General features: G+C 55.5%; 20 protein-coding genes. 9 read left to right on the plus strand and 11 right to left on the minus strand.

Annotated elements, in window-relative coordinates; genetic code table 11:
• Positions 1 to 534: 534 nt before the first annotated feature.
• The 11 genes from PT279_RS05185 to PT279_RS05235 form a co-directional block, all read right to left on the minus strand.
• Positions 535 to 843, minus strand: a complete 309-nt coding sequence (locus PT279_RS05185) for a hypothetical protein (RefSeq protein ID WP_277166256.1) — start codon at positions 841 to 843, stop codon at positions 535 to 537.
• Positions 844 to 1060: 217 nt separating this feature from the next.
• Entirely contained in the window at positions 1061 to 1483 is a 423-nt protein-coding gene (locus PT279_RS05190) for a hypothetical protein (protein WP_277166259.1), read from the minus strand.
• Between the two features lie 221 nt (positions 1484 to 1704).
• Positions 1705 to 4419 carry an ATP-dependent Clp protease ATP-binding subunit gene (locus tag PT279_RS05195; RefSeq protein ID WP_277166262.1) on the minus strand — a complete coding sequence of 905 codons (2715 nt, stop codon included), beginning with the start codon at positions 4417 to 4419 and terminating at the stop codon, positions 1705 to 1707.
• A 157-nt stretch (positions 4420 to 4576) separates the two neighbouring features.
• Positions 4577 to 5956 carry a DUF3027 domain-containing protein gene (locus PT279_RS05200; RefSeq protein ID WP_277166265.1) on the minus strand — a complete coding sequence of 460 codons (1380 nt, stop codon included), beginning with the start codon at positions 5954 to 5956 and terminating at the stop codon, positions 4577 to 4579.
• A 31-nt stretch (positions 5957 to 5987) separates the two neighbouring features.
• Positions 5988 to 6377: a cold-shock protein gene (locus PT279_RS05205; protein ID WP_277166268.1), complete on the minus strand. Its 390-nt coding sequence runs from the start codon at positions 6375 to 6377 to the stop codon at positions 5988 to 5990.
• A gap of 104 nt (positions 6378 to 6481) precedes the next feature.
• Complete coding sequence (locus PT279_RS05210; RefSeq protein WP_277166598.1) at positions 6482 to 8338, minus strand: ATP-binding protein; 1857 nt, start codon at positions 8336 to 8338, stop codon at positions 6482 to 6484.
• A 210-nt stretch (positions 8339 to 8548) separates the two neighbouring features.
• Positions 8549 to 9283 carry a response regulator transcription factor gene (locus PT279_RS05215; protein WP_277166271.1) on the minus strand — a complete coding sequence of 245 codons (735 nt, stop codon included), beginning with the start codon at positions 9281 to 9283 and terminating at the stop codon, positions 8549 to 8551.
• Positions 9284 to 9427: 144 nt separating this feature from the next.
• Positions 9428 to 10258, minus strand: coding sequence for a TPM domain-containing protein (locus PT279_RS05220; RefSeq protein WP_277166273.1), 831 nt, complete (start codon positions 10256 to 10258; stop codon positions 9428 to 9430).
• 236 nt (positions 10259 to 10494) lie between these two features.
• Entirely contained in the window at positions 10495 to 12123 is a 1629-nt protein-coding gene (gene groL, locus PT279_RS05225) for a chaperonin GroEL (protein ID WP_277166276.1), read from the minus strand.
• Between the two features lie 237 nt (positions 12124 to 12360).
• The gene (locus PT279_RS05230; RefSeq protein WP_277141744.1) at positions 12361 to 12564 is read right to left on the minus strand and encodes a cold-shock protein; all 204 of its coding nucleotides are present in this window, start codon (positions 12562 to 12564) and stop codon (positions 12361 to 12363) included.
• A 222-nt stretch (positions 12565 to 12786) separates the two neighbouring features.
• Positions 12787 to 13410 carry a LytR C-terminal domain-containing protein gene (locus PT279_RS05235; protein WP_277166280.1) on the minus strand — a complete coding sequence of 208 codons (624 nt, stop codon included), beginning with the start codon at positions 13408 to 13410 and terminating at the stop codon, positions 12787 to 12789.
• Between the two features lie 127 nt (positions 13411 to 13537).
• On the opposite strand from PT279_RS05235, the gene PT279_RS05240 reads away from it, so the two are divergent.
• From PT279_RS05240 to PT279_RS05280, 9 genes are read left to right on the plus strand one after another with little or no spacing between them, the layout of a single operon-like run.
• Positions 13538 to 14287: a uracil-DNA glycosylase gene (locus PT279_RS05240; protein WP_277166283.1), complete on the plus strand. Its 750-nt coding sequence runs from the start codon at positions 13538 to 13540 to the stop codon at positions 14285 to 14287.
• 33 nt (positions 14288 to 14320) lie between these two features.
• The gene (locus tag PT279_RS05245) at positions 14321 to 15400 is read left to right on the plus strand and encodes a MoxR family ATPase (RefSeq protein WP_277166286.1); all 1080 of its coding nucleotides are present in this window, start codon (positions 14321 to 14323) and stop codon (positions 15398 to 15400) included.
• Positions 15397 to 16362, plus strand: coding sequence for a DUF58 domain-containing protein (locus PT279_RS05250; RefSeq protein WP_277166289.1), 966 nt, complete (start codon positions 15397 to 15399; stop codon positions 16360 to 16362). Before PT279_RS05245 ends, PT279_RS05250 begins: the two co-directional genes overlap by 4 nt.
• Positions 16359 to 16976, plus strand: a complete 618-nt coding sequence (locus PT279_RS05255) for a hypothetical protein (protein WP_277166292.1) — start codon at positions 16359 to 16361, stop codon at positions 16974 to 16976. Before PT279_RS05250 ends, PT279_RS05255 begins: the two co-directional genes overlap by 4 nt.
• The gene (locus tag PT279_RS05260; protein ID WP_277166295.1) at positions 16973 to 18031 is read left to right on the plus strand and encodes a VWA domain-containing protein; all 1059 of its coding nucleotides are present in this window, start codon (positions 16973 to 16975) and stop codon (positions 18029 to 18031) included. Before PT279_RS05255 ends, PT279_RS05260 begins: the two co-directional genes overlap by 4 nt.
• Positions 18028 to 19086, plus strand: coding sequence for a vWA domain-containing protein (locus tag PT279_RS05265; protein WP_277166298.1), 1059 nt, complete (start codon positions 18028 to 18030; stop codon positions 19084 to 19086). Before PT279_RS05260 ends, PT279_RS05265 begins: the two co-directional genes overlap by 4 nt.
• Positions 19083 to 19751: a DUF6466 family protein gene (locus tag PT279_RS05270; protein ID WP_277166301.1), complete on the plus strand. Its 669-nt coding sequence runs from the start codon at positions 19083 to 19085 to the stop codon at positions 19749 to 19751. Before PT279_RS05265 ends, PT279_RS05270 begins: the two co-directional genes overlap by 4 nt.
• 43 nt (positions 19752 to 19794) lie before the next feature.
• The gene (gene purB / locus PT279_RS05275; protein ID WP_277166304.1) at positions 19795 to 21240 is read left to right on the plus strand and encodes an adenylosuccinate lyase; all 1446 of its coding nucleotides are present in this window, start codon (positions 19795 to 19797) and stop codon (positions 21238 to 21240) included.
• A complete protein-coding gene (locus tag PT279_RS05280; protein ID WP_277166307.1) occupies positions 21237 to 23777 on the plus strand; it encodes a lysylphosphatidylglycerol synthase transmembrane domain-containing protein in 2541 nt (846 codons plus the stop codon). The genes purB and PT279_RS05280 overlap by 4 nt, the downstream gene beginning before the upstream one ends.
• Positions 23778 to 23925: the final 148 nt, after the last annotated feature.

A 23925-nucleotide genomic window follows, 5' to 3' on the forward strand; every position in this document is an offset into this window, starting at 1 on the left:
CAATGCATCATCATATCGACCACGTTAACCAACAAAGCTAAAGAGGAAAGAGCAAGGCATAAGTGCTTCGAATCATTACTTCCTTTACTTGAAAATAGATACAACGTGCACTCCCTTATTATGGAATCAAGAGAAAGCCATCAGAATGCCCGCGATATAAGGCTAATCGACGGGCTTCGGAGCAGAAAATTTATCAATAACCTTCATGTCGATTTCATTCCGGGGTCACAGGATGCAAGATTATGGTTGCCGGACCAGTTACTAGGAATATATAATTCAACGCAAGAAACGTCCCAGAACGAAGAATGTCCCTTCGAAATCGACATCGAGGATTTAGGATTTTGCGGCTAAAATAATTTGATTTTCCTTTAGAAATGTCATATTCTTCAATTAAGCCCACCCCGCTGGGGAAAGGGAAGTGAAAGCCGGAGTGCCTGTGGTTGTCATGGGGGCCGGCTTTCGCGCTACTGACGAGCACAAATGCTTGGTCTCATCCTGATATGCTTCGCCAACTAATTCCGACAGAAAGCAAGATCAGTCGTCTTTGATGAATCCGCCTTGGGCGACCAATTTACAAGTCTGATAGTCGATTTTCCAATGCCCATCTTCCTTGGCAAAACCTAAATCGACCACTGCATCGCTTGTGAGGATAGCCGAAGAATCGGAATCTCCCTTTACCACCTTGCCTTTATCAATACCTTGAGTAATGTGTTGGAGATTTTTATGCCAATTTTTATCGAGTCTCAATGAGCCGATTAAATCGTATTTCTTGGCTAGAGATGTATCATCCGAGCAACGCTTACTGGCATAACTCATAATTGATTTTGAATCGCCCTGATACATTTCTTTGAAAAAGTTTTTGCCCGTATCCTTGACCTTCGATGATTCCGAGGAAGAAACACTTTCATTACCATGCGGTAACGAGCCATCATTCCCACATCCACCGAGAGATAACGGCAAAGCAAGACAGACAACTATGCATGCACATACGCAAAAAAATACGTTTTTTTTGACTGTTCATCTTTCTTCTCCTCAGTGGTATTGAAGATCCGATAATTTTCTATTTTGTAGCTTCAAACAACCCTTTTAAATTGGCCGTCCCGGACTGGTCGCAGCTAAGCTTGTGGTCACCGGATTGTCCAATCTTTGCCTGTGCAAATGCGAAGAGGTTCTCGCCTTTGGAGTCTGGATAGTTGAGATCTTCGGTACTTGCTTTCATAGGATTGCCATCGACCGTGCAGCTTTCGACTTTCACCTTTTTCAAATTGTCGCGATAAGCCAGAACGTAAAGCGTGCCACTTTTGGAAGTAGTAACAGTTGTTGTGTCTCCGTTGGGTTTGACATCATACTTTTCCATCACAGAGAATCTGTCAGCGACTTCGCTGGCACTCGGTTCGGAACTCTTGGCTCCGCAACCGGCGAGGCTACCGATGCAAAGCAACGCCGCCACTATACCGATAATTCCCCGCACTTTTGTTCGCATAAAACTACCCCTCGTTGGATACGCAACCCAGTGTTGCTGATTTTTCTCTCGATTACCAGATTATCAGGTCTTCCCCACTTTCTTTTGGCCAAAAGGCGATCAAGGGCACATTTTCAAGCCATATTTCGTGCTTTTTGCCGCAACTCGGATCAAATATGCAAAGGCCCGGCTCCTTATTTAAGGGAACCGGGTCTTTGTGGTGCGGACTCTTTAAATCAGCATCACTCACTCGGAGTAGATGAGACACCCGTGCCTTGTGCATCGGAACCAGGGTCAGCCGGAAAATCACTCGAAGTACCCGACGGCGTATCCGTAGACGGTTCAGATCCTGATGTTGAGGATGGAGCGACTGGCGCATCACCGGAATCAGTGGATGCAACAGCCGTATCAGCCGGCGCACTGACACCTACCAGCTCGGGCTGCTTACCATCAGCCTCTGCCGGCTTGGCGTTCGGATCTTCGAAGGGCACACCCTTAAAGGTGAACTCGCCCAAGATGCCTTCGCCTTCGGCGTCGACTTCAACCTTTTCGCCGTTCTTCAGATCTCCCATCAGAATCTTCTCGGAGACGGCGTCCTCGATGTCGCGCGTGATGACGCGACGCAGCGGACGGGCACCGAGCAGCGGATCGAAGCCCTTCTGCGCGAGCAGATCCTTGGCAGCATCGGTCAGTTCGATCGTCATGTGACGCTCGAAAAGACGATCGTTCAACTGAGTCAGGTCGAGATCAACGATCTGACGCACCTGAGGCTCTGTGAGCTGGCGGAAGACGATGATGTCGTCAAGGCGGTTCAGGAACTCAGGACGGAACTGCTGCTTGAGCTCGCTGGTCACCTGGCTCTTCATGCGCTCGTAGCTCGACTCCTGGTCATTGCCGGAGCTGAAGCCGGTGTTGGCGGCCTTGGCGATGTCCTTGGTACCGAGGTTCGTGGTCAGGATGATGATGGTGTTCTTGAAGTCCACCTTGCGTCCCTGGCCGTCGGTCAAGTGACCATCATCAAGCACCTGCAACAGCGTGTTGAAGATGTCGGGGTGAGCCTTCTCGATCTCATCGAAGAGCACGACGGAGAACGGCTTGCGACGCACCTTCTCGGTGAGCTCGCCGCCTTCTTCGTAGCCGACGTACCCCGGAGGCGCGCCAAAGAGACGCGAAGCGGCATACTTCTCAGAGAACTCAGACATATCGACGCGAATCAGTGCGTCCTCGTCATCAAAGAGGAACTGCGCCAACGCCTTGGCCAGCTCGGTCTTGCCGACGCCGGTAGGGCCAGCGAAGATGAACGAACCCGCAGGACGCTTCGGATCCTTCAGACCCACACGCGTACGACGAATCGAACGGGCAAGCGCGGAAACCGCCTCGTCCTGGCCGATGATCCGCTTGTGCAGCTCGGACTCCATATTCAAGAGCTTCTTAGATTCGGCCTGAGTGAGCTTGAAGACCGGGATGCCCGTGGTCGAGGAGACGACCTCGGCGATCACTTCTTCATCCACAACCATTTTGACGTCGCTGCCGCCCTCGCGCCAGGTCTTTTCCTTCTCCTTGCGCTCGGCCTGCAGCTTGTCTTCCTGATCGCGCAGTTCCGCGGCCTTCTCGAAGTCCTGACCCTTGATGGCCTTGTCCTTCTCGTCGGAGATCTTCGAAATCTTGCCGTCAAGCTCTTTGAGCTCCGGCGGCGCGGTGAGACGCTTGATACGCAGACGTGCGCCTGCCTCGTCGATAAGGTCGATGGCCTTGTCAGGCAGGTTACGGTCCTGAATATAGCGAGACGAAAGCTCGGCCGCAGCCTGGAGCGCGCCGTCGGTGATGGTCACCTTGTGGTGGTTTTCGTACCGGCTGCGCAGACCCTTCAGAATCTCGATGGTGTCTGCGATGGACGGCTCATCGACCTGGATAGGCTGGAAACGACGTTCGAGCGCTGCGTCCTTCTCGATGTACTTGCGGTATTCGTCGGTTGTAGTCGCACCAATGGTCTGAAGCTCACCACGGGCCAGCATCGGCTTCAGGATGTCGGAAGCGCCCAACGCGCCATCCGCCGAACCAGCGCCGACGATTGTATGAATCTCGTCGATGAAGAGCACGATGTCGCCGCGGGTCTTGATTTCCTTCAGGACCTTCTTGAGGCGTTCCTCGAAATCGCCGCGGTAACGCGAACCGGCCACCATGGAGGCCAGATCAAGCGAATAAACCTGTTTGTCCTTCAAAGTCTCCGGCACGTCGCCGGCATGAATCTTCTGCGCCAAGCCTTCAACGACGGCCGTTTTGCCAACGCCAGGCTCGCCAATCAAAACCGGGTTGTTTTTGGTACGCCGCGAAAGCACAACCATGACGCGCTCGATCTCCTTGGCACGCCCAATAACAGGGTCAAGCTTGCCTTCCGCGGCTTCCGAGGTGAGGTTGCGGCCGAACTGGTCAAGGATGGCGGAACCGGTTTGACGACCTTTGTTCTCCACGCTGCCTGCGTTGGCAAGATCACCCTTGCCTTCGCCCTCGGCACCACCGGAGTTGCCACGAATGAGGTCGATGGTGGAGCTGCGAAGCTCGCCCAGGTCGACGTCCATTTTGATGAGCACCTGAGTGCCCACGCCCTCGCCCTCACGGATGAGGCCGAGCAGGATGTGCTCGGTGCCAATGTAGCTGTGCCCCAATTGCAACGCCTCGCGCAGACTCAATTCCAAAACCTGCTTGGCGTGCGGAGTGAACGGAATATGACCATTTGGCGCAGCGTTACCCTTGCCGATCATTTCCTCCACTTGCTTACGGGTGTCTTCCAAAGTAACGCCCTTGGCGGCCAGCGCCTTGGCCGCGATGCCTTCGCCTTCACGAATCAGACCGAGCAGCAGATGTTCGGTGCCGATATAGTTGTGCTGGAGGGCTTTGGCTTCTTCCTGCGCCAACACGATCACGCGCCTGGCACGGTCAGTAAACCGTTCGAACATACTTGTCCTTCCACTGTTGATAATCCATTTAACTCTACCGATTTATGGTGACGTTTATTTCATGTCGCGCGCCTATTGCGCTGAGAACGCAACAAAGGTGACAGAAACGGCTAGAATGCGCTCATCGGTAGCCACACAAGCTTATGATCCTGCAATTTCAAACGTTGCCGGTTGTTTTCTCGTTGTTCACATACTCTTCAGATTCAGAAGCGGCATCATCGGAGGCATCTTCAATAGATTCGCCGGATTCGTCATTATCTGATTCGTCGGAATCGTCCTCAGAATTGTCGTCACTCAAATCGATGGTGGATTCCACAGCCACATCGGCAGTGACGGCGCTGCCCACCGTGCCTTTCCCGATGGCATCATCCTCGTCGTCATCGCTGTCGTCATCATCATCCAACGAGCCTGGAACAGCTTGTTCAGCGATATCGTTCTCGGTCGCGGTCTGATCACCGGTTTCATCTGATTCGTCAGATTCGTCGTCGACAACGTCATCATCCTCATCAATCGATTCGATAAGTTCGACCTGACCGCGCTCCTCACGCGGTGCCTGAGCGATGATATCGATATGCAGATCATCAAAGGCGGGCTTGGACTGCACCCACAGATGCGAGGGTTCGGGTTGTTCGATTTCGGAATGCTCCCCGCAACCGTGATCCAAGGAAACCACACGTCCATCATCCGGGCTCCACCGATTCGCGCATACCCCGAACATCGTGTCCAAATCCCCTTTGAGCCCGATAAAGAAAGCACAGGTCGAGCAAAGATTGCCGTCTGCCGTCTTGGTGGAAAGCGATTTCGGTCCGTGCTGCCCTTCATACCAGCGTTTTGCGGTCTGTGAGCGTCCAAGTTCACTCATGACATGCCGACGCGAAAGGCCGAATTGTTCGACTGTATCCTCAAGTTCGGCGCTGAGTCCCGTTTCAGGATCAATTTCGAAAGCATCCTGGCCGCTCCGACCTTCGACGTTTTCGGATCCGTCATTATTGCCGGCATCTTCGTCACTGCTGTCCTTGTTATCTGCCGCAGATGAAGGCTCATCATCACTGACGGAAACATTGGCTTCGACAGTGGTCTCGGTAATTTTCTTGCCGTCATCGGAGACGTTGTCTTCTTGGGTTTCAACAACCTCGGTCTTGCGGAACCCGTCCTCCATGCGCGGATCATCCGGATCGGTGCCCAATGAATCAGTCACCGAAAGGTCGGCGGCCTCAAGCCTGTCCTTCCAAGGAATCCAAGCCGGCGCCAGCAATGAATCCTTGGTCGGGACAAGCGTGGATTCGTTGACACTCCATGAATCAGCCTCAACATCGTGATAGAGAGTCACCGCCCATTGCCAACCCTCATAGCCCTTCCGTAGACACACAAAACGGAAATCAGTGACATTGTCGCCTAAATCGATGCTCTGTGAGAAGTCACCCACCTCTTCAGGTTCGTCGGCCACAGAAAGCACCACCGATTTCGCCAAAGCGCGTGGATCGAGCTTCGCCTCTTCATCGGGTTGCTCAATTGCATCTGCCGTTGTATCTGCCATACTGTCTTCCGCCATTTCGCCTTCCGTTTTTTCAGTCCTCGACATCGAAATCATCGGCGACGGCCCGCAGCAACGTCGCCAATTTACGGCTTTCACCGGGATTCGGGTAGCGATGACGTCTCAAGGAATTGCCGGCCTGATCGAGCAGTTTGATCAAATCCTCGACAATGGCGGCCATGTCGTCAGGCTTGGGCCTGGTGGCGCGGACCACTGAAGGCGCCGGTCCCATGACATGCAGATCCATGGCCTGAGGGCCTTTGCGGCCGTCAACCAAAGAGAACTCGACTTTAGCTCCCTTACGCAAGGTCGACGTACCTGCCGGCAATGCCGCCGCAGGCAAGAACACATCGTTGCCTTCCTCGTCGGTGATAAAGCCGTAGCCCCTCTTAGAATCGAACCAACGTACTTTCCCGCTGGGCATGACACACCTCGCTCATCCTGTAACTTCTATGGGAATACCGTTCCCGTTCCGTTTTCTTGGTCTACCACCAGTCTAGCGTAACGGCTGCGCAAACCGCGAAACTATCAGCTTGCCTCGTTTTGCTGTGATTTGTTTTGATTCGATTTGTTCTTATCGCGACGTGACCATCTGCTTGGATGGTTTCCCTGCTTATTCTGCTTGGCCTGACGACCTTGCTTCGTCTGCTTGCCGGATTTGTCGCCTTTGCCGTCCCGAGAATTTGCAGAAGCAGCGGATATCTGGGGCTCGACCGGTCCGAGAGGAAGAATGACGGTCAGGGTCAGGCCTCCGCCGTTGGTGGTCGTAGTGGCATCGATGAACCCGTGATGGGCCCGTACCACGGATTGAGCGATGGACATGCCAAGTCCAGTGCCGCCTTTTTGGCGGGCCCGAGAGGGGTCGGCGGTATAGAATCGTTCGAAAATCTGGGATTGACGGTCCGCCGGTACACCAGGGCCGTGATCCATGAAGCTGAATACGGCGTAGTTCATGCCCATCTGCATGGATTGCCCAACTTCTACTGCCTCGAGGAAGTAGCGCAGCGACTGCGAATTGGAGGGCATACGTTGCAACGATTCAGGACTTATGGAGGCGGGAAGGATGGCCAGAGCGACCTCGACCGGGGAATCCGACGGCGTGTAACGATGGATGTTGCCGACGATGTTGGTGATGACCTGACGCAGCCTCGAGGCATCGCCAGTCAACGTCACCGCCGGGAATTCGCCTTCGTGGAATGACAGATGTGCCGGTTTATTGCCATCTTTCGCGTTGAGTTCCAGCCTACCGCGACGAATCACCCGGTCGTTGTCCAAAGCATGCAAGTCATCGACGGCATCCTTCAACTGCTGGCTCAGATCGACCTGCTGGGTCATATCGATGCCACGCCCTTCGTCAAGGCGTGCCAACGAAAGCAGGTCTTCGACAAGCACGGTCATCCGTTGGCTCGAAGCCTCGATATGATCAATGGATTCGTCGGCGCGTTCCAGGGCGCCCGGCAAATCACGCTGCATATGGTAAAGCTCCGAATAGCCATGAATCGTCGCCAAAGGCGTGCGCAGCTCATGGCTGGCGTCGGAGACGAACTGCTTCATCTTTTCGGTAGTTTCCTGCTGCTCGCGGAAGCTCGATTCGATGCGTGCCAGCATGGCATTCAACGAGGCAGCAAGGGAGCCGACTTCGGTGTTTTCCGGCGCCGTGGGAACACGCTGGCTCAGGTCGCCTGCAGCGATTTTGGCTGCGGTTTTCTCGATACGTTTCAGCGGCAGCAACGTGCGTTGAATGATGAGGGTAGCCACCACGGCACCAAGCAGTACGATGATGATACTGACGAAAATCGAGTATTGGGTCAACGTAGAGATAATGTCGATCTGGTCGGCCATCGACACCCCGATATACACCGTCATCTTCACCGAGCTGGTACCGTCTGGCCCGCGTTCACGGCCTTCCAAGGCAAGCACGCGCCAAGGGGCCTGGGCCACCTGCATGGTGCGGTTGTCCGCTTTCACCGACGGGTTCAACTCCCGTACTTTGGCAGGGGCGGTGAAAGGCTTATCGTACTGGACGTCCCCCATGGACCCGTTGTCGGGCAGCACCGGTTCAGAAACGACGCTATTGCGTAATACAGGAACCAAAGGCGTTCTAATGATGATGTTGCTTTTGCTGTCACGCCATTGCATGAAATATTCATTGGGTCCGACATTCTCATTCTCGTCTTTGCGGCTCAGCAAATCGACGTTGCTATAGACCAACTGGGCCTGATCACGCAGCTGGGTGTCGGTCTTCTGCACCAGATAGCTGCTGACCAATTGACGGATGGTCAGCGAAATACCGAACGTGCCGACCATGAGCAAAACGAGCGTACAGGCGACCAGCTTGGTGGAAAGCGGTACCGAATCCAGGCGGGAAAGCAAACGTTTGCGCATCCGTGCCAAAGCCGGAAACCTGCTCGGTTTGCTGCCTTTAGCTGGTTTGGCGGCTTTGCCGGAATTACTATGGGTGTTGTCCAGCTGTGCGGCACCATCCTTGGTCGCGGAATCCTTCCCCGCAAAGTCATCCGCTTCGGTGCTTGTCCCCTCCTCCGGTTTGCCGAATGCCTGCGACTCGGCCGATGTCTGTGGTTTCATCATCAGGTCTTACTGGTCCTTCGGCTCGCGAATCATGTAGCCGATGCCGCGTTTGGTCTCGATCAGCGGGGCGACCTTATGCTTGGTGCCGTCCGGGTCAGCGACGACCACACCGTCGACCTTCTTGCGTAGGTAGGAAATATAGGATTCCACGATGGCCGCATCCCCGCCCCAGTCGTATTGCCAGACGTGGTCCAGAATCTGCGCCTTGGAAAGCACACGACCGACGTTATCCATCAGGTAGCGAAGCAGCTTATATTCGGTGGGGCTCAGGTCGATAGTCTGCCCTGCGCGGGAAACATCATGGGAGTCCTCGTTGATTTCAAGGTCGCCGACGCGGATGACCGGGTCATCCTCCACCTGCTCGTGCGTACGACGCAGGATGGCACGAATGCGGGCGACCACCTCTTCAAGGCTGAACGGTTTGGTGACGTAATCGTCGCCGCCGACCGTAAGCCCCATGATCTTGTCTTGGGTGTCATCGCGGGCGGTGAGGAAAAGAACCGGCGCGTCGATGCCTTCCTGACGGATGCGGCGCGTTACGGTGAAGCCGTCGATATCAGGCAGCATCACATCGAGAACGATCAGGTCAGGCTGCGTCTTTTCGATGACCTCGATGGCCTCGGTTCCCGATGCGGCAGTAGCCACTTCGAACCCGGAGAAATGCAGTGATGCGACCAGCAAATCACGGATTGATGGTTCGTCGTCCACAACCACGATTGATGCTTCTATTTGTTTGCTCATAATCATAAGGATTACTCTTCTGGCTGTATGTTTCCTGAATGCTTCCTGCACAAATTGGATGATTCATCACTCAGCTCAATATCTCAGCAAGCATCATCTTGGAAATCGAACAGACAGTAGCATCACACGACAGACAATCGTTTATCACCTCTTGCTATGCCGCGGTCCTTTGGCCTTGGGTTTCGCACCTTCGACATCCGTTTCTCCCGTTGCACGGTTTTCATCGACTGTCTTGACCTTACCTCCGGCGGATTTCGCCATCTTCTTTTTCGTTCCCTTACGTTGACGCAACACAACGACCACGCCTATGACAATGACCGCCAGCACCACCACGACTGCGATCCCGATGACGAGCTTCGGCTTTTTCGAAGTTTCCTGCTTGTGCAACACCTTGATTTCATTCATCATCGCACTTGCCGAACCAGACCAATCAGGATTGTCTCCCTTTTGTATCGGTCCGAGCGCGGCTTGGGAAAGTTGGGAGACGTGGTCTTTGTCTTTAAGCCAGTTGTCCGAATTATGCGAGACGGCAACCACGAGCCTGCCGTCGTTGGAAGCGACTGCAAGCAGGACGGTGTTAGCCGGAGGATTGGTCGATTGCAGGCTCTCCCCCGCCCATTTGTCAGGATCTTTGGATCCGGTGAAATTGGCCAGATACAGGAGCCGTACCGTCACTCCGGTCTCCTGTTTGGTCGAAGCGATTTCATCGTTGACTTTGGAGACATCGCCACCAAGAAGGTTCTGCGGATCGGTCACGTCGGCGCTGAGCTCACCTGTCGTCGAGCCTGCCGCCTGAGCCGGTTGCACGAATCCGAGAAGAAGGCAACAGACAAGCGCTGAGGCCATGACGGCAACGATAAGCCCCAAAAATCGTTGAGAACCGCGTTTCAATAGCTTGGTAGATGCCGAAAGGTCACAAGAAAATCCGTCTGAGGTTTCGACACCATCGCTGAGACGCAAAATACTGGCTGACATATCAACCACTGTAGCGAACAGGTTCACCAATGAAACGCAGGTCCGCTACCGACACAAAGAAGACTGAACAAGAAACAATCAGCCGGCAGAAATAAAAAGCCATATCGAACAGGCTGTTTGTCGACTGTCAAATATCGAATCAAACGACAAAAGGCGCCGGTACCTTAAAAAGGTACCGGCGCCTTGGAATCCTAACGATCCCCTACAGCTTTTCAGCTTCGGTGGTCAAGCTCGAATCAGTAGCCCATGTCTGCGCCCTGGCCTGCAGGGGCAGCCGGCTTCGGTTCCGGCTTGTTGGCCACCACGGCTTCGGTGGTCAGGAACAGGCCGGCGATGGAAGCGGCGTTCTGGAGGGCGGAACGGGTGACCTTCAGCGGGTCGGCCACACCGGCCTCGAGCAGATCCTCATACTGGTTGGTCGCGGCGTTGAAGCCTTGGCCTTCGGGCAGTTCACGAACCTTGTTCAAGACGACATCACCGGAAACACCGGAGTTCTCGGCGATCTGCTTGATCGGGGCTTCGATGGCGCGGAAGACGATGGCGGCACCGGTGGCCTCTTCATCCGTCAGAGCCTTGATATCGGCAGAATCCTCGGCCTTCTTGGCAGCCTGGACGAGCGCGACACCACCGCCGGGCAGCAGGCCCTCTTCGATAGCGGCCTTGGCGTTGCGAACGGCATCCTCGATGCGGTGCTTGCGTTCCTTGGCCTCGACCTCGGTAGCGGCACCGACTTTGATCACGGCCACGCCACCGGCGAGCTTGGCGAGACGCTCCTGCAGCTTCTCGCGATCATAATCGGAATCGGTATTGTCGATCTCGGCACGAATCTGCGAGACGCGAGCCTCGACGTCTTCCTTGGAGCCGGCACCGGAAACGATGGTGGTCTCATCCTTGGAGACGATAACCTTCTTGGCCTGACCCAAGACGGACATATCAACGGAGTTGAGCTTCAGACCCAGATCGTCGGAGACGACCTGAGCGCCGGTCAGGATGGCGATATCCTGCAGCATGGCCTTGCGGCGGTCGCCGAAGCCAGGAGCCTTGACGGCGCAGGAATTGAAGGTGCCACGGATCTTGTTCAGGATCAGGGTCGGTAGCGCTTCGCCGTCAACGTCCTCGGCGATGATGAGCAGCGGCTTGCCACTCTTCATGACGAGCTCGGCAATGTGGACGACGTCCTCCTGGCTGGAGAGCTTGCCACTGGTGAGCAGGATGTATGGGTTGTCGAGAACTGCGGTCTGCTCGTCGTTATTGGTGACGAAGTACGGGGAAATGTAACCCTTGTCGAAACGCATGCCTTCGGTGAAGTCGAGATCGAGACCGAAGCGGTTGTTGTCTTCGACGGTCACGACGCCATCCTGGCCGACCTTGTCGAGTGCCTCGGCGATCTTCTCGCCGATTTCAGGATCGCCGGCGGAAATCGTAGCGGTAGCAGCGATCTGTTCCTTGGTCTCCACATCCTTGGCCACGGAGACAAGCTCCTTGACGACGGCGTCCGAGGCCTTCTCGATGCCGCGGCGCAGGGCCACCGGGTTCGATCCGGCGACCACGTTCTTCAGGCCTTCATGCACGAGAGACTGGGCGAGCACGGTCGCGGTGGTGGTACCGTCGCCTGCGACGTCATCGGTCTTCTTGGCGACTTCCTTGACCAGTTCCGCACCAATACGTGCGTAAGGATCCTCAAGGTCGATTTCCTTGGCAATCGAAACGCCATCGTTGGTGATGGTCGGGGCGCCGTAGCTCTTGTCGAGCACGACGTTGCGGCCCTTCGGGCCCAGCGTGACCTTAACGGTATTGGCGAGTTCATCGAGACCCGCAAGCATTCCTTGACGAGCTTCCTCGTCGTACGCAATCATCTTTGCCATTGTTTCCTCCACAATTGGCTACACAGCTAATATTGACTCACCCAAAATCTTTGAAGTACGATAACCAACCGTCAGCTGCCGATTATCACTCTCAGGCTTCGAGTGCTAATTTCTAGATTAGCACTCCCACCCGTCGAGTGCCAAAACTGAGGAAATTGCGCTGTTGGCATGAAAAAACGGAGAATCCCGATTCACACGAACCGGGACCCTCCGTTAAATGTAGCTATATGCTAGCTTTCAGAGCTTGGTGACGCTTGTCGCCTGCAGACCCTTCGGGCCCTGCTCAAACTCATATTCCACCTTATCGCCGTCATCAAGCTTCTTGAAGCCATCGCTTTGAATAGCGGAATAGTGAACGAATACATCCTCACTCCCGTCATCGGGGCTGATGAATCCGTAACCCTTGCCAGCATTGAAGAACTTAACGGTACCTTGTGCCATAATAACCATTCTCTCATCCGAGTGTCACGCGAAAACAATATGAGGCACCCGGCTGATTCCGAATACCACATCACGTAACATGTTCTCACTATAGACAGAACCCCAGTCAAAAACACGCAACACGCCGAGAAAATGAACAATAAAAACATAAAAGGACAGATATTAAGTCGGGATAGCGCCTTTTCGTTAAAGCGGTCTACAAAGAGCCCAAACAGCTGAGCATCAATTGAGAAGCATCACGACAATGGCCTGTGAGATGCCGTTGTGCTGCTCTACGGCTTGAATCCCCAAGGTATTCGCGACATCCTGTGCCGTGGCCTTGTCACTATCGTTCTGGTACCAGACGACCGTCGAAGCAGGAAGGGTGCCCGTGGCGTTGCCGGCGGTCACACTTGAATACCCGGCCTGGTCGAGCACCGCCTTCTTCTTGGCGGCATAACCGGTGGTACGGGTGGCGTTGACAACCTGAACCGCGGTCTGCTTGTTCACCTGCTGGGTGGGCTGAGGGGTCGCCTGTTGTTGCTGCTGGTTGGTGGAAGTGTCGGTATCGGACTTGCTCGTCGTGTCCGTATCCTCTTTGACGGCCTTTTTCTTCTCGGTCTTCGGAGCGGCTACGCTTTGGGATTGGCTCTCACTGTGACCAGTGAAGGCTTTTTGCAGCTCGCCTGAATAGAATCCCCAAACCAACAAGCCTGCCAGGATAGCCACGATGACTACGATAAAATACGGAATCGAGCGAGAAAGCAATGAGGTATTGCCACGATGAACACCTATAGGTCCCTTCGGGGGGTTGTCGAACGCATCCTTCTGATAAGACTCATAGTTAGCTCGGTCATCGCGCGCCATAATTCTCCTCCATATGTACCGCTACAAACAATTCATACTTACTATAGCGTCCTCCGCAGTCAAAAAATACTCTTTGCTGGGAACAATCAAAAAAACAAACATACTGGCCCAAACCTAAAGTAAAACCATGAGCGAAACGCATATCAAACCACTCGCGCAACTCGTCGAGGCCGGATGGGCGCAAGCCTTGGCTGACGTGGAACCGGACATCCACCGTATGGGGGATTTCCTGCGCGGCGAGCATAGGGCAGGACGCCGCTACCTACCGGCGAGTCACAACATCCTTCGGGCCTTCACCATACCTTTTGAATCCATCAAGGTGCTGATTGTGGGGCAGGACCCTTACCCCACTCCAGGCCATCCCGTGGGATTGAGCTTCTGTGTCTCCCCCGACGTACGCCCCGTACCCAAAAGCCTGCAGAACATCTATAAGGAGATGCACGACGACCTCGGCCTGCCAATCCCCCAGAACGGTGATCTCACACCGTGGTGTGGCCAGGGGGTCATGCTCCTGAACCGTTGCCTGACCGTAGGCGTCGGCCGTCCCAACAGCCACCAAGGGAAAGGCTGGGAGAAAATCACGGATGCCGCCATCACCGCCTTGAACGCACGCAAAGATGAACAGGGCAACCCCAAGCCATTGGTCGCCATCCTCTGGGGCCGCAACGCACAAAGCCTCGAGCCCCTGCTCACCAATGCCTTCATCATCAAATCCCCTCACCCAAGCCCACTTTCCGCGTCAAGGGGATTCTTCGGCTCGCGCCCATTTTCACGCGCCAACGTGGCATTGCAGCAAATGGGAGCAACTCCGATCAATTGGGATCTTACGTCGGACTCGACTCTACCTTCGGCTACAATGCCTCACACAGAGCAATAAACATCAGATTTAAAAATTTAGAATTGAAGCGTTATGGCCATTTTCCCCCCACATCCTCGTTCGCCGCAGACTGCCGAGCAACAGCAGCCCAATACCTCCATTCCTGCCCCTGCCACTACGAGCACAGGGGCAAGTGACGGCACCCGGGCCAAGCAGCTCGCAGACCGTATCCGCATGCGTTTCGCGCAAACGCTCATCGGTCAGGAGAACCTTCGTGAGGCCCTCATCACCACGATGATCGCCGGGGGTCATATCCTCATCGAATCGGTGCCGGGACTGGCCAAAACCACCGCGGCCCAGACATTGGCGACTTCGGTTTCGGGCACCTTCCGCCGAGTCCAATGCACTCCCGATCTGATGCCCTCGGATTTGGTGGGCACGCAGATCTTCGACTTCTCGACCCAGCAGTTCTCCACGCAGATAGGCCCGATCCACGCCAACTTCGTCCTGCTCGATGAAATCAACCGTTCCAATGCCAAAACGCAGTCCGCCATGCTTGAGGCCATGGCCGAAGGCGCTACCACCATCGGCGGCAAACGCATCGCACTACCCACACCGTTCATGGTGATCGCCACGGAAAATCCGATTGAGGAGGAGGGCACATTCACCCTTCCGGAGGCGCAGATGGATCGTTTCATGATGAAGTCCGTCATGACTTATCCCAGCGCTGCCGACGAGACCCGCATGCTCTCCATGCTCACCACTCGGGGAACGGATGTGGTCGATCCGACCATTCCTGCTCAGGACGCCCTGAGCATCGCCGACGTCGACTTCCTGCGTGCAGCCGCACGCCGTGTGCACGTTTCTGAAGCCATCATGAATTATGCGGTCGATCTGGTGGCCACCTCACGTGGGGCCGGCAGCCATCCCATCAAGAACCTGGCAGCCAAAGTTCGTTTAGGCGCAAGCCCACGTGCCTCCATTTCGCTGGTCCGTATCGGGCAGGCACAGGCTCTTCTGAACGGACGCGACTACGTCATCCCCGAAGACATCAAGAAGTTCGTCCATGAGATCATGCGCCACCGAATCCTTCTGACCTTCGAAGCCCAGGCCGAAGGCACCAATCCCGACCAGATCATCGACTCCATCATCGAAACGGTGCCCGTTCCATGAGGCACGACCCACGTCACGTCTCCCAGGCGTCGAGAAAAGTGCGCGGGAAAATCGAAACTCTTTCCTCAACGCTGACCCTGCCTACGGTGCGCCGCGCCTTGGGCGTACTCGAGGGCGAGCATTCGTCGACACGACTCGGCGGGAATAATGACCCGATGTCCACCAGGGATTACACGTTCGAAGACGAGGCAAGGCTCATCGATTGGAAAGCCAGCGCCAAGCAAGGACATCCCATGGTCATCGATCGCGAACGCCTGGTGACCTCGCGCGTCCATCTGCTCATCGACAACGGGTTGGAGATGGAAGGTCGTACATCCTCCGGGGAAACCGCAAGAGAGGTGGCCTGCAACGCCATGTGCATGTTTGCAGCCTTGAGCGCGCGAAGGCATGACAGAATCTCACTCGTGTTTGCTGACAGCTTGAACATCATCCGAAAGCCGTTCAAAGGTGGTCTGGCACAATTCGAACAGGCCATCGATAACGCGGTTGGTGGCGGGCAGACTCTTTCCCCACGCAATTTCGAGGCCCTGTTGGCCTACGCCAGAACATTAAACGACAAAGGCTCCTTGGTGGTCATCGCCACCGACGAACATGCCCTGAGCGGCGATCACCTGCACTCTTTGCGGCTGATTGCCGCGATGCACCCACTCATGCTCATCGACGTAGCGACATTGAATCCATTCAGAAAGGTCCCGTTCGGCCAGATCACGGACGGACTTGACGGACGCCGTATTCCCGCATTCCTGATCGACCAGCAATCCGCGAATTCCGTCGATACCCATCGCCGGTACTTGACCGCACAATTGCAAGAACATCTCAAGGCCAGCGGAGCCACGCTGATACGTACGACATCGAGCGAAGACATGTTCTCCCAATTCATCCATCTGGTGAGCGTGACATTGAAACAGACTTCGTATGCCTCATTTGACGCATCCTCCATCATTGCGGGAGAAATGGCATGATTTCGACGATGCAACCGCTGATCCTTCCTCATGGCGCACTGGCAGCGGCAAACCCACCAATAGCGCATTTCAACGGGTTGCAAAACCTGCAGATGAACACCGTCGATATGGCCGAATACAAACCGGAAGGCCTGATCAGGATGCCGACGACCCTTATCGTCGCCTTCATCATCTTTCTTGCGGCCGCGGTCATTCTGGTCATTGCGATTTTGCTGCTTTCAAGGCCAAAAAAGCAGACTCCTGTGAAAGTCCACGGCGCCCATAGCGCCCAGAACGACAAAACGGCATGGCGTGCACGCATCAACGGCATCGTCGAAAGACACGCAAAGGGCGATTTGTCACGGGATGCGGCACTACGGGACCTGGCTCAAGTGGCACGTGACTTTGCCGGTATCAAAACCCATAAAGACATGAGCTCCTACACCCTTGCCGACATCAACCATCTTCCCCTCCCCGAGTCGGCCGACCCGGGGATGAAACTGCTGCGTCAGACCATCAGCGCCCTCTATCCCCCGGAATTCGCCGACGTCGAACGCCATGAGCAAGCCCGCGCCACCAGCGTGGAACAGGCTGCCGAATGGGTTTCCAACCTGATTGAAAGGTGGCGGAGATGAACCTCGAATGGCATTGGCCCTGTGCCGGCGCAATAGGGCTCATCGCCGCAATCGCCTTGATCATCGTCTGGCAGTTTGTCTGCGCGCATCGACCGAGCAAGTCGCCGCAGATTCCGGTCTTCGACCTTGACGAGGACCTCAATAACGAACATGTCGGAGAATTGTTCCGTCAATGGCGGGTATTGGGACGTGTGGCCATAGTGGTTTTGGTGGCAGCACTTCTACTTTCCCTGACTACTGTTTCCAGGCCTTCCACCGTGGACGAAGCCGACGAAAGGGCTTCAAACCGCGATATCGTTCTGTGTCTCGATGTCTCCCCCTCGATGCTTTCGTACGATCATCAGGTCCTTGCGTCGTATCAACGGCTCATTTCCAATTTCAAAGGTGAACGCATTGGCTTGAGTCTGTTCAATTCAACTTCACGTACGCTCTTTCCGCTGACCGACGATTACCAATTGGCCTCAAACCAGCTCAAAAACGCCAGCGACATCCTGGGAAACATCTCGACTCAGGACAAAATCAACAAAACCGATGATCGCACCCTTCAGGAGTTCTCCGACCTTATCGAAGGCACCCAGAACCGTAAGGACAAAACCAGCCTGATCGGCGACGGTCTGGTCAGTTGTGCGGCGATGTTGCCCGGCTTCACCTATGGCAAGACGAATCGGGCTAAAGACGAGGCCGACAAAGCCTCGATCGTGCTGGCGACCGATAATTTCTCCGGCAAATCGACCTATACGCTGGGTTCGGCCTTGGATCTGACGCGCAAGGCCGGCATCGTGGTGGACGGCTTGTACGCAGGACCCGCCAGCAGCGAGAATGACGCTTCGACCGTTGAAATGCAACGTGACATCACCTCCCATGGTGGCTCGTATTTCTCCGTCCATTCCGGCAAACCGATAGAAAACCTCGTACAGACCATCGAAAAGCGGAAGAACCGTGACGAAGAGAAGGTCCGTAAGGCAGCTTTGGTGGATGCCCCAGGCTGGTGGACATTGGCATTGGCGCTGTTGGTGGCGCTTTGGATAGGCCTTGCTTGGAGGCTCAAACGATGAACCTCGACAATCTTATGACCCTGCGTTTCAATCCTGCGCTCGGCTGGCCTGCAGGCCTAGCCATCGCGGCGATCATGATCGGCTTCGCGATTGCCGTGGTTGTGGTTCACCGTCGCCGGAAAGATGAAAGCGACGAAACCCTGTGGGCATGCGTCCGACGTTGCGCCATCTGCGTCATCATCGCGATTCTGGCATTGACCCCTTCCACCATCGCCAGCACGACCAGCAGGGCGGTGAACACTACCGATGTCATCATCGCCACTGATGTGACCGGCTCCATGGCCGTCGACGACGCGCAATATGCAACGACAAAGACGATGACACGGCTGGAAGCAGCCAAAAAAGCCATCGATGATTTGACCGGCATCTATGACAATTCAAGTTTCGCGGCCGTGCATTTCGGCGCAAGCGCAACCATGGACGTGCCGCTGACCCCGGATATCGGTGCCATCCGCAACTGGGCCTCCGGGCTCAACACAGAACCGACTGCGGTATCTGCCGGATCCAACCTGGACGCTCCTATCGATCCATTGCTTGTGACGCTCAAACAAATTCGCACGGCCCACCCGCACGACAAAATCGTGTTGTATTATATATCCGACGGCGAGCAGACTTCCGCAAAACCGCGTCGCACCTTCTCTTCGCTTCGTCAGTATCTTGACGACGCCTTCACCCTTGCCGTCGGCAGCGAGCAAGGCGGCCAGATTCCGGAAATCAAAGCAGGGCCCACCAACTCCGAAAGCGATCAAAGCGATACCGACGAAGAAGGCTGGGTGAACGATCCCGCCACGGGCCAGCCGGGAATCTCGAAAATGGATAAGAAAAACTTGACCGAAATCGCCGACGAAATGGGCGGAAAATGCATTGTGCTCGATGGCACGCACAAGCTGGACAAATCCTCCGTGGCCTCGATTTCCAAACATTTCAGGACCGTGGACACTCCGAAACGACGTGAACGCGTCATGCCTCTGGTGTGGCCTTTCTCGATAGCCCTGGCCGCATTGCTGGCCATGGAAATGGCCAGTTGGCTGGCGACTTCAAGGAGGCTGCTGTGAAAAAGAACAAGAACAAGGCCATCGCCGCTCCCCTGCCCCCGGCCACACAAGCCAAAACCGCCAAGCCCGAAATCCAAGGCAAGGCAAGTCGTTCGGCAAATTCAAAAACAAACGGCGGGAAACGGCAGACCATGGCATCATTGCCGGTGCGAATCGTCATGGGGATAGTGGCCGTCGTCTTCCTGGTGATCGCCGGGGTGCTGCTGGCGAATATGACAGCCATCGACAACTACAACCAAGCCACGGCATCGCTCAATGCCAGCCTCGAATACGCCAAAAATCCGAATGCCGATCCGCAACGTCTCAAGGCGCAACTCGATCAGGCCAACGCCCAGTTCGACAACGCTCGCCGGCTGAACGCCCTGCTCTCCCCCAATACCAAAGAACTCATCAACGTCAACAGCGATATTTCCGGCAAACTCACGACTTCGACCAAGCGCAAAATAGCCAATATCAGCGGCAAGGGGAACGGGACCAATGGCAAAGCCAATGCTAAAAGCTCGAACTCCTCGGGTTCCGGCAACGGTGACAACCAAGGGCTCACTGACGAACAACGCAAGCAGGTCGAGGAAACACTCAAGGCCAATCAACCCAACGGCCCGGTAAACGGGGACCAGAAAACCCCGACGAAAACCGATAACGGCGCCAACGTCAAGCCTTGGTGAAGACAGTGGGTTCAGACAACGGGTTGCGCTAAGGTAAAGGCTTATGCAGCTGACTCAAATTTCACCGGCAATCGCTTTGACTTCACTTGATGGACGTTATCACAAACAGACAGCACCGCTTGTCGAATATCTGAGCGAACCTGCATTGAACCGCGAACGCATCACCGTTGAAATCGAATGGATGATTCTTCTGGCCAACGGATTCGACGGCAACGGCAATCTACCGGTCCTCGAAGGTGTCAAGCCGCTTACGGCCGCTGAGATCAACTATCTACGGGACATCCCGGAACACTTCGACTCCGAGGGCATCGCCCGCCACGCGGCCTATGAGACCAAAACCCATCACGACGTCAAGGCCGTCGAATATTACATCGACGACGAGCTTGACCACGCCCCAAGCGTTATCGGTGCCGACACGCAGTTGCCTGATCTCAAGACCTTAGTGCATTTCGCATGCACCTCCGAAGACATCAACAATCTGGCCAATGCCCGTTGCACCAAGAAGGCCGTTACACTGGTCTGGCAGCCCTTGGCCCAGAAATTGACGGATTTCCTGGCCTCAAAGGCCGAAGAGTTCAAGGATTTACCGATGCTGGCACTGACCCATGGCCAGCCTGCAACCCCTACGACGCTGGGCAAGGAGCTGGCGGTATTCGTCCATCGCCTGAACCGCCAGTTGAAGCACATCGAGAACCAGGAATACCTCGGCAAGATCAACGGTGCGACCGGCACATTCGGTGCGCACACCATCGCCTGTCCGCAAGCCGACTGGCTCTCCATTTCGCGCGAATTCGTCACCAACCGTATGGGACTGACGTGGAATCCGCTGACGACCCAGATCGAAAGTCACGACTGGCAGGCCGAACTTTATGGCACGATTAGCCATACCAACCGTATTCTGCACAACCTCGCGGTGGATATCTGGATGTATATCTCTCGGGGAGTCTTCGCCCAGGTCCCCGTCAAAGGCGCGACCGGCTCGTCGACGATGCCGCACAAGGTCAACCCTATCCGTTTCGAGAACGCCGAGGCGAACCTTGAACTTTCCTGCTCGTTGCTCGACACGCTTTCCAACACCTTAGTCGAAAGCCGATGGCAGCGCGACCTGACCGATTCCACCACGCAGCGCAATATCGGCGCGGCGCTGGGCTATTCGCTGCTGGCACTGGACAACCTGCTAGGAGGACTCAAATCCATCCACCCGAACTTCGAGGTCATTTCCCGCGAACTCGATGAGAACTGGGAGGTGCTGGGAGAACCCATCCAGACGGCTATGCGAGCCCAAGAATTCGCCGGTCGCAAGGGCATGGAACGTCCTTATGAGAAGGTCAAGGAGCTCATGCGAGGCAAGAGCATCTCCAAGGCCGACATCGAAACGTTCATCGACTCACTGGACTTTGACGCTGTCACCGCAGCACGCCTCAAAGCACTCACACCACAGACCTATATCGGTCTGGCTGCACAACTGGTAGGTTTTGACGGGCAATGAGCGACAAAACACCCTCTTCGTCACTTTCGGAGGGATCAATTTCAGCAGCTTCCGGCTCGTCGTCAAATCTGGCGCCGAATCCCAGCAAGCCTGCACAATCGTCCGTGGCAGAAACAGAAGCACCTGAACAGCCTGAGACGAAAATCGATATCGACGACGTCGCTCCCCAGCGAGCCCACAACGCCAATGATCTACTCCATGCCGTAGGAGCCCTGATACTCGCGGTCGTCGTCATCGTTTTCGCCACTTACCTGCACGGTATCACCGCCGGAGTCGAGCACGATGCCAAAACCGCCGGCCAGGCCTTCACCTGGCTCATGGACCTGCCGTTCTCCGTCCTTCAACAATTCCTGAGCTTCGTCATCATCATCAGCGTGCTGATTCACCTGCTCATCAACAGGGAATGGTTCCAGTCCGCGGTTTCGGTGGTAGCACTGTTCTGCGGATACACGTTCATCCTCGGCCTTTCCTTCGTACTGGCCCATCTGGGCGTGCCGGCTCTGATGGACGCCGTGCAATCAAGCGAGGGCGCGGGGCCGGCCATGCTACCCGATTTCTACGCCGGCATCGGAGCATTCCTGACGGTAGCCGGCCCGAAACGTTCCCGTTCCTCGGTCAAATGGGGCTGGAACATCCTGTTTATCGCGGCCGCGGTTTTCGTCATCGTCTCCTGGCATTCGGTGGCCGGAACCATCGTCTCGTTTGCGATTGGCCGCATCATCGGCTTGATATTGCGTTTTGCGATGGGAACCAGAACCCAAGGGCTTTGGGGCTCCGGAATCGTTCAAGCGGTAGGCAGCATCGGTCTGAAACTTACGAAACTGAGTCGGCGCGAAGACGACTATGAAACGGCAGCCCTCAAATCAAGGCTCGACGACGATCTAATCGAAAACTCACGTATCTACGACGCCAAGGACAAACAGGGCAAGCGCTACATCATCTCCGTGCTGGATTCTCTGCCCCACGCCGCCGGCTACCTAAACCAGCTATGGCAAGGCCTGCGCTTCACCGGAGTTGCCATACGCCGAGATCGTTCGGCAAGCGATGCCATCCATCATCATTTTTCCATGCTCCTGGGACTCAAATCCTGCGGTCTGACAACGCCCAATCCGTACGGCGTGATGGACAGCGAGGAATCCTCCCTGCTGGTATTGGATGTCAGCGACATCCCAAGCCCGACCGACCTTAATAAGCTCGACGAAGCCGCAATGGTCGATTATATGGATTACCTGGCCCGCGCCAACAGCCGCGGCTACACTCACCGCCGTATCACCCCCGACACGCTTGCCGAGATTCACGGAGAACATGTCATCGTTGGCTGGCAAAACGGCGATTATGCCAGTGGCGGCACCAATATCGCCATGGATAAGGTACAGCTTCTGGTATTGCTTGCTACGTTGAGCGACCCCCAGCTCGCCATCAATGCGGCGCTGAAAGTCTGGGATCGCCAGACGCTGATTTCCTTGGCGCCGTTCATACAGAAAGTCGCCATCCCCTCCGCCACCAGAAACCTCCCAGGATGGAGCAAACAACTGCTTGGCGAAGTGCGTGACACTCTCAACGCTCTTGACCCTCACGATGAGATCGAAGCGGCGGAACCCGTGACTCTGGCCCGTTTCAACGTCAAATCCTTTGTTTCCATCACGCTGCTGATCATCGCCGTCGCCGTGATCTTCACACAGCTGAGGCCTAATGAGGTCATCTCCGCAGTGCGTCACGCCAATCTCGGCTGGGCTTTGGTCTGCCTGCTTCTTTCGATGCTGGCCTGGGCCGGGTCGGCCATCACCCTCGGTTCGTTCATGGACAACGGGAAACGACACTGGATGGATTTGTTCTGTTCGCAGGCTGCATCTGGCTTCACCGCAGTCTCCATGCCCGCAGGTGTAGGCCCGGCATTCGTCAATCTCCAGTTCCTGCGCAAAAACGGGTACAGGAACACCGCCGCCACGGCTATTATGTCGGTGACCTGGGCGGTACAGGGTTTGACGACTATTGTATTACTCCTAATTATGGGCCTTTTCACCGGTCGCAATATGTTTTCCGGCATGGTACCGACCAACACCTTGGTCGTGGTCATTGGCGCGATCGTGCTCGTGTTGTGCCTGTGTATGGCCATCACGCCTATCCGACGGATGATCGTGGACAAATATCTGCCGATTCTGCGTTCCTACGCCCATCAACTGATCGAAGTCCTGGCCCAACCGCAGAAACTTGCCGTCGGCGTCGCTGGGGCGTTGATACTGAACATCGCAACCGGTCTTGGCTTCTGGGCGGCACTGATGGCATTTGGCACTTCCTCGAATCCTTTGGAAACCATCTTCGTCTTCCTTTTGGCCAATACGCTCGGCAGCGCGGCCCCAACTCCGGGAGGCCTGGGCGCGGTCGAGGCCGCCCTGACCTTCGCCTTCACCTCCATCGGCGTGCCTCCCGCAGTCGCGCTGAGTGCCACGCTGCTCTATCGCGTCGGTTTCTACTGGCTGCGTATCCCAATCGGTTTCCTGGCAATGAAACGGCTTGACCATCGCAACCTTGTGTAGTCCCCGGAACGATATTGCTTCCTGCTTTGCAGGCATTCGCGGATATGTTCGATCCGGTTTTCACCCGGCTCCACCCGGCTCAAAAGCGTTTTTCGTTCCGATACGACTAAAAATGTCTCTCCAAAGGCGCAAATCTTTACAAATCAGC

Origin of the sequence: Bifidobacterium sp. ESL0784 (assembly GCF_029433295.1) — a bacterium.
Classification (GTDB): Bacteria; Actinomycetota; Actinomycetes; order Actinomycetales; family Bifidobacteriaceae; genus Bifidobacterium.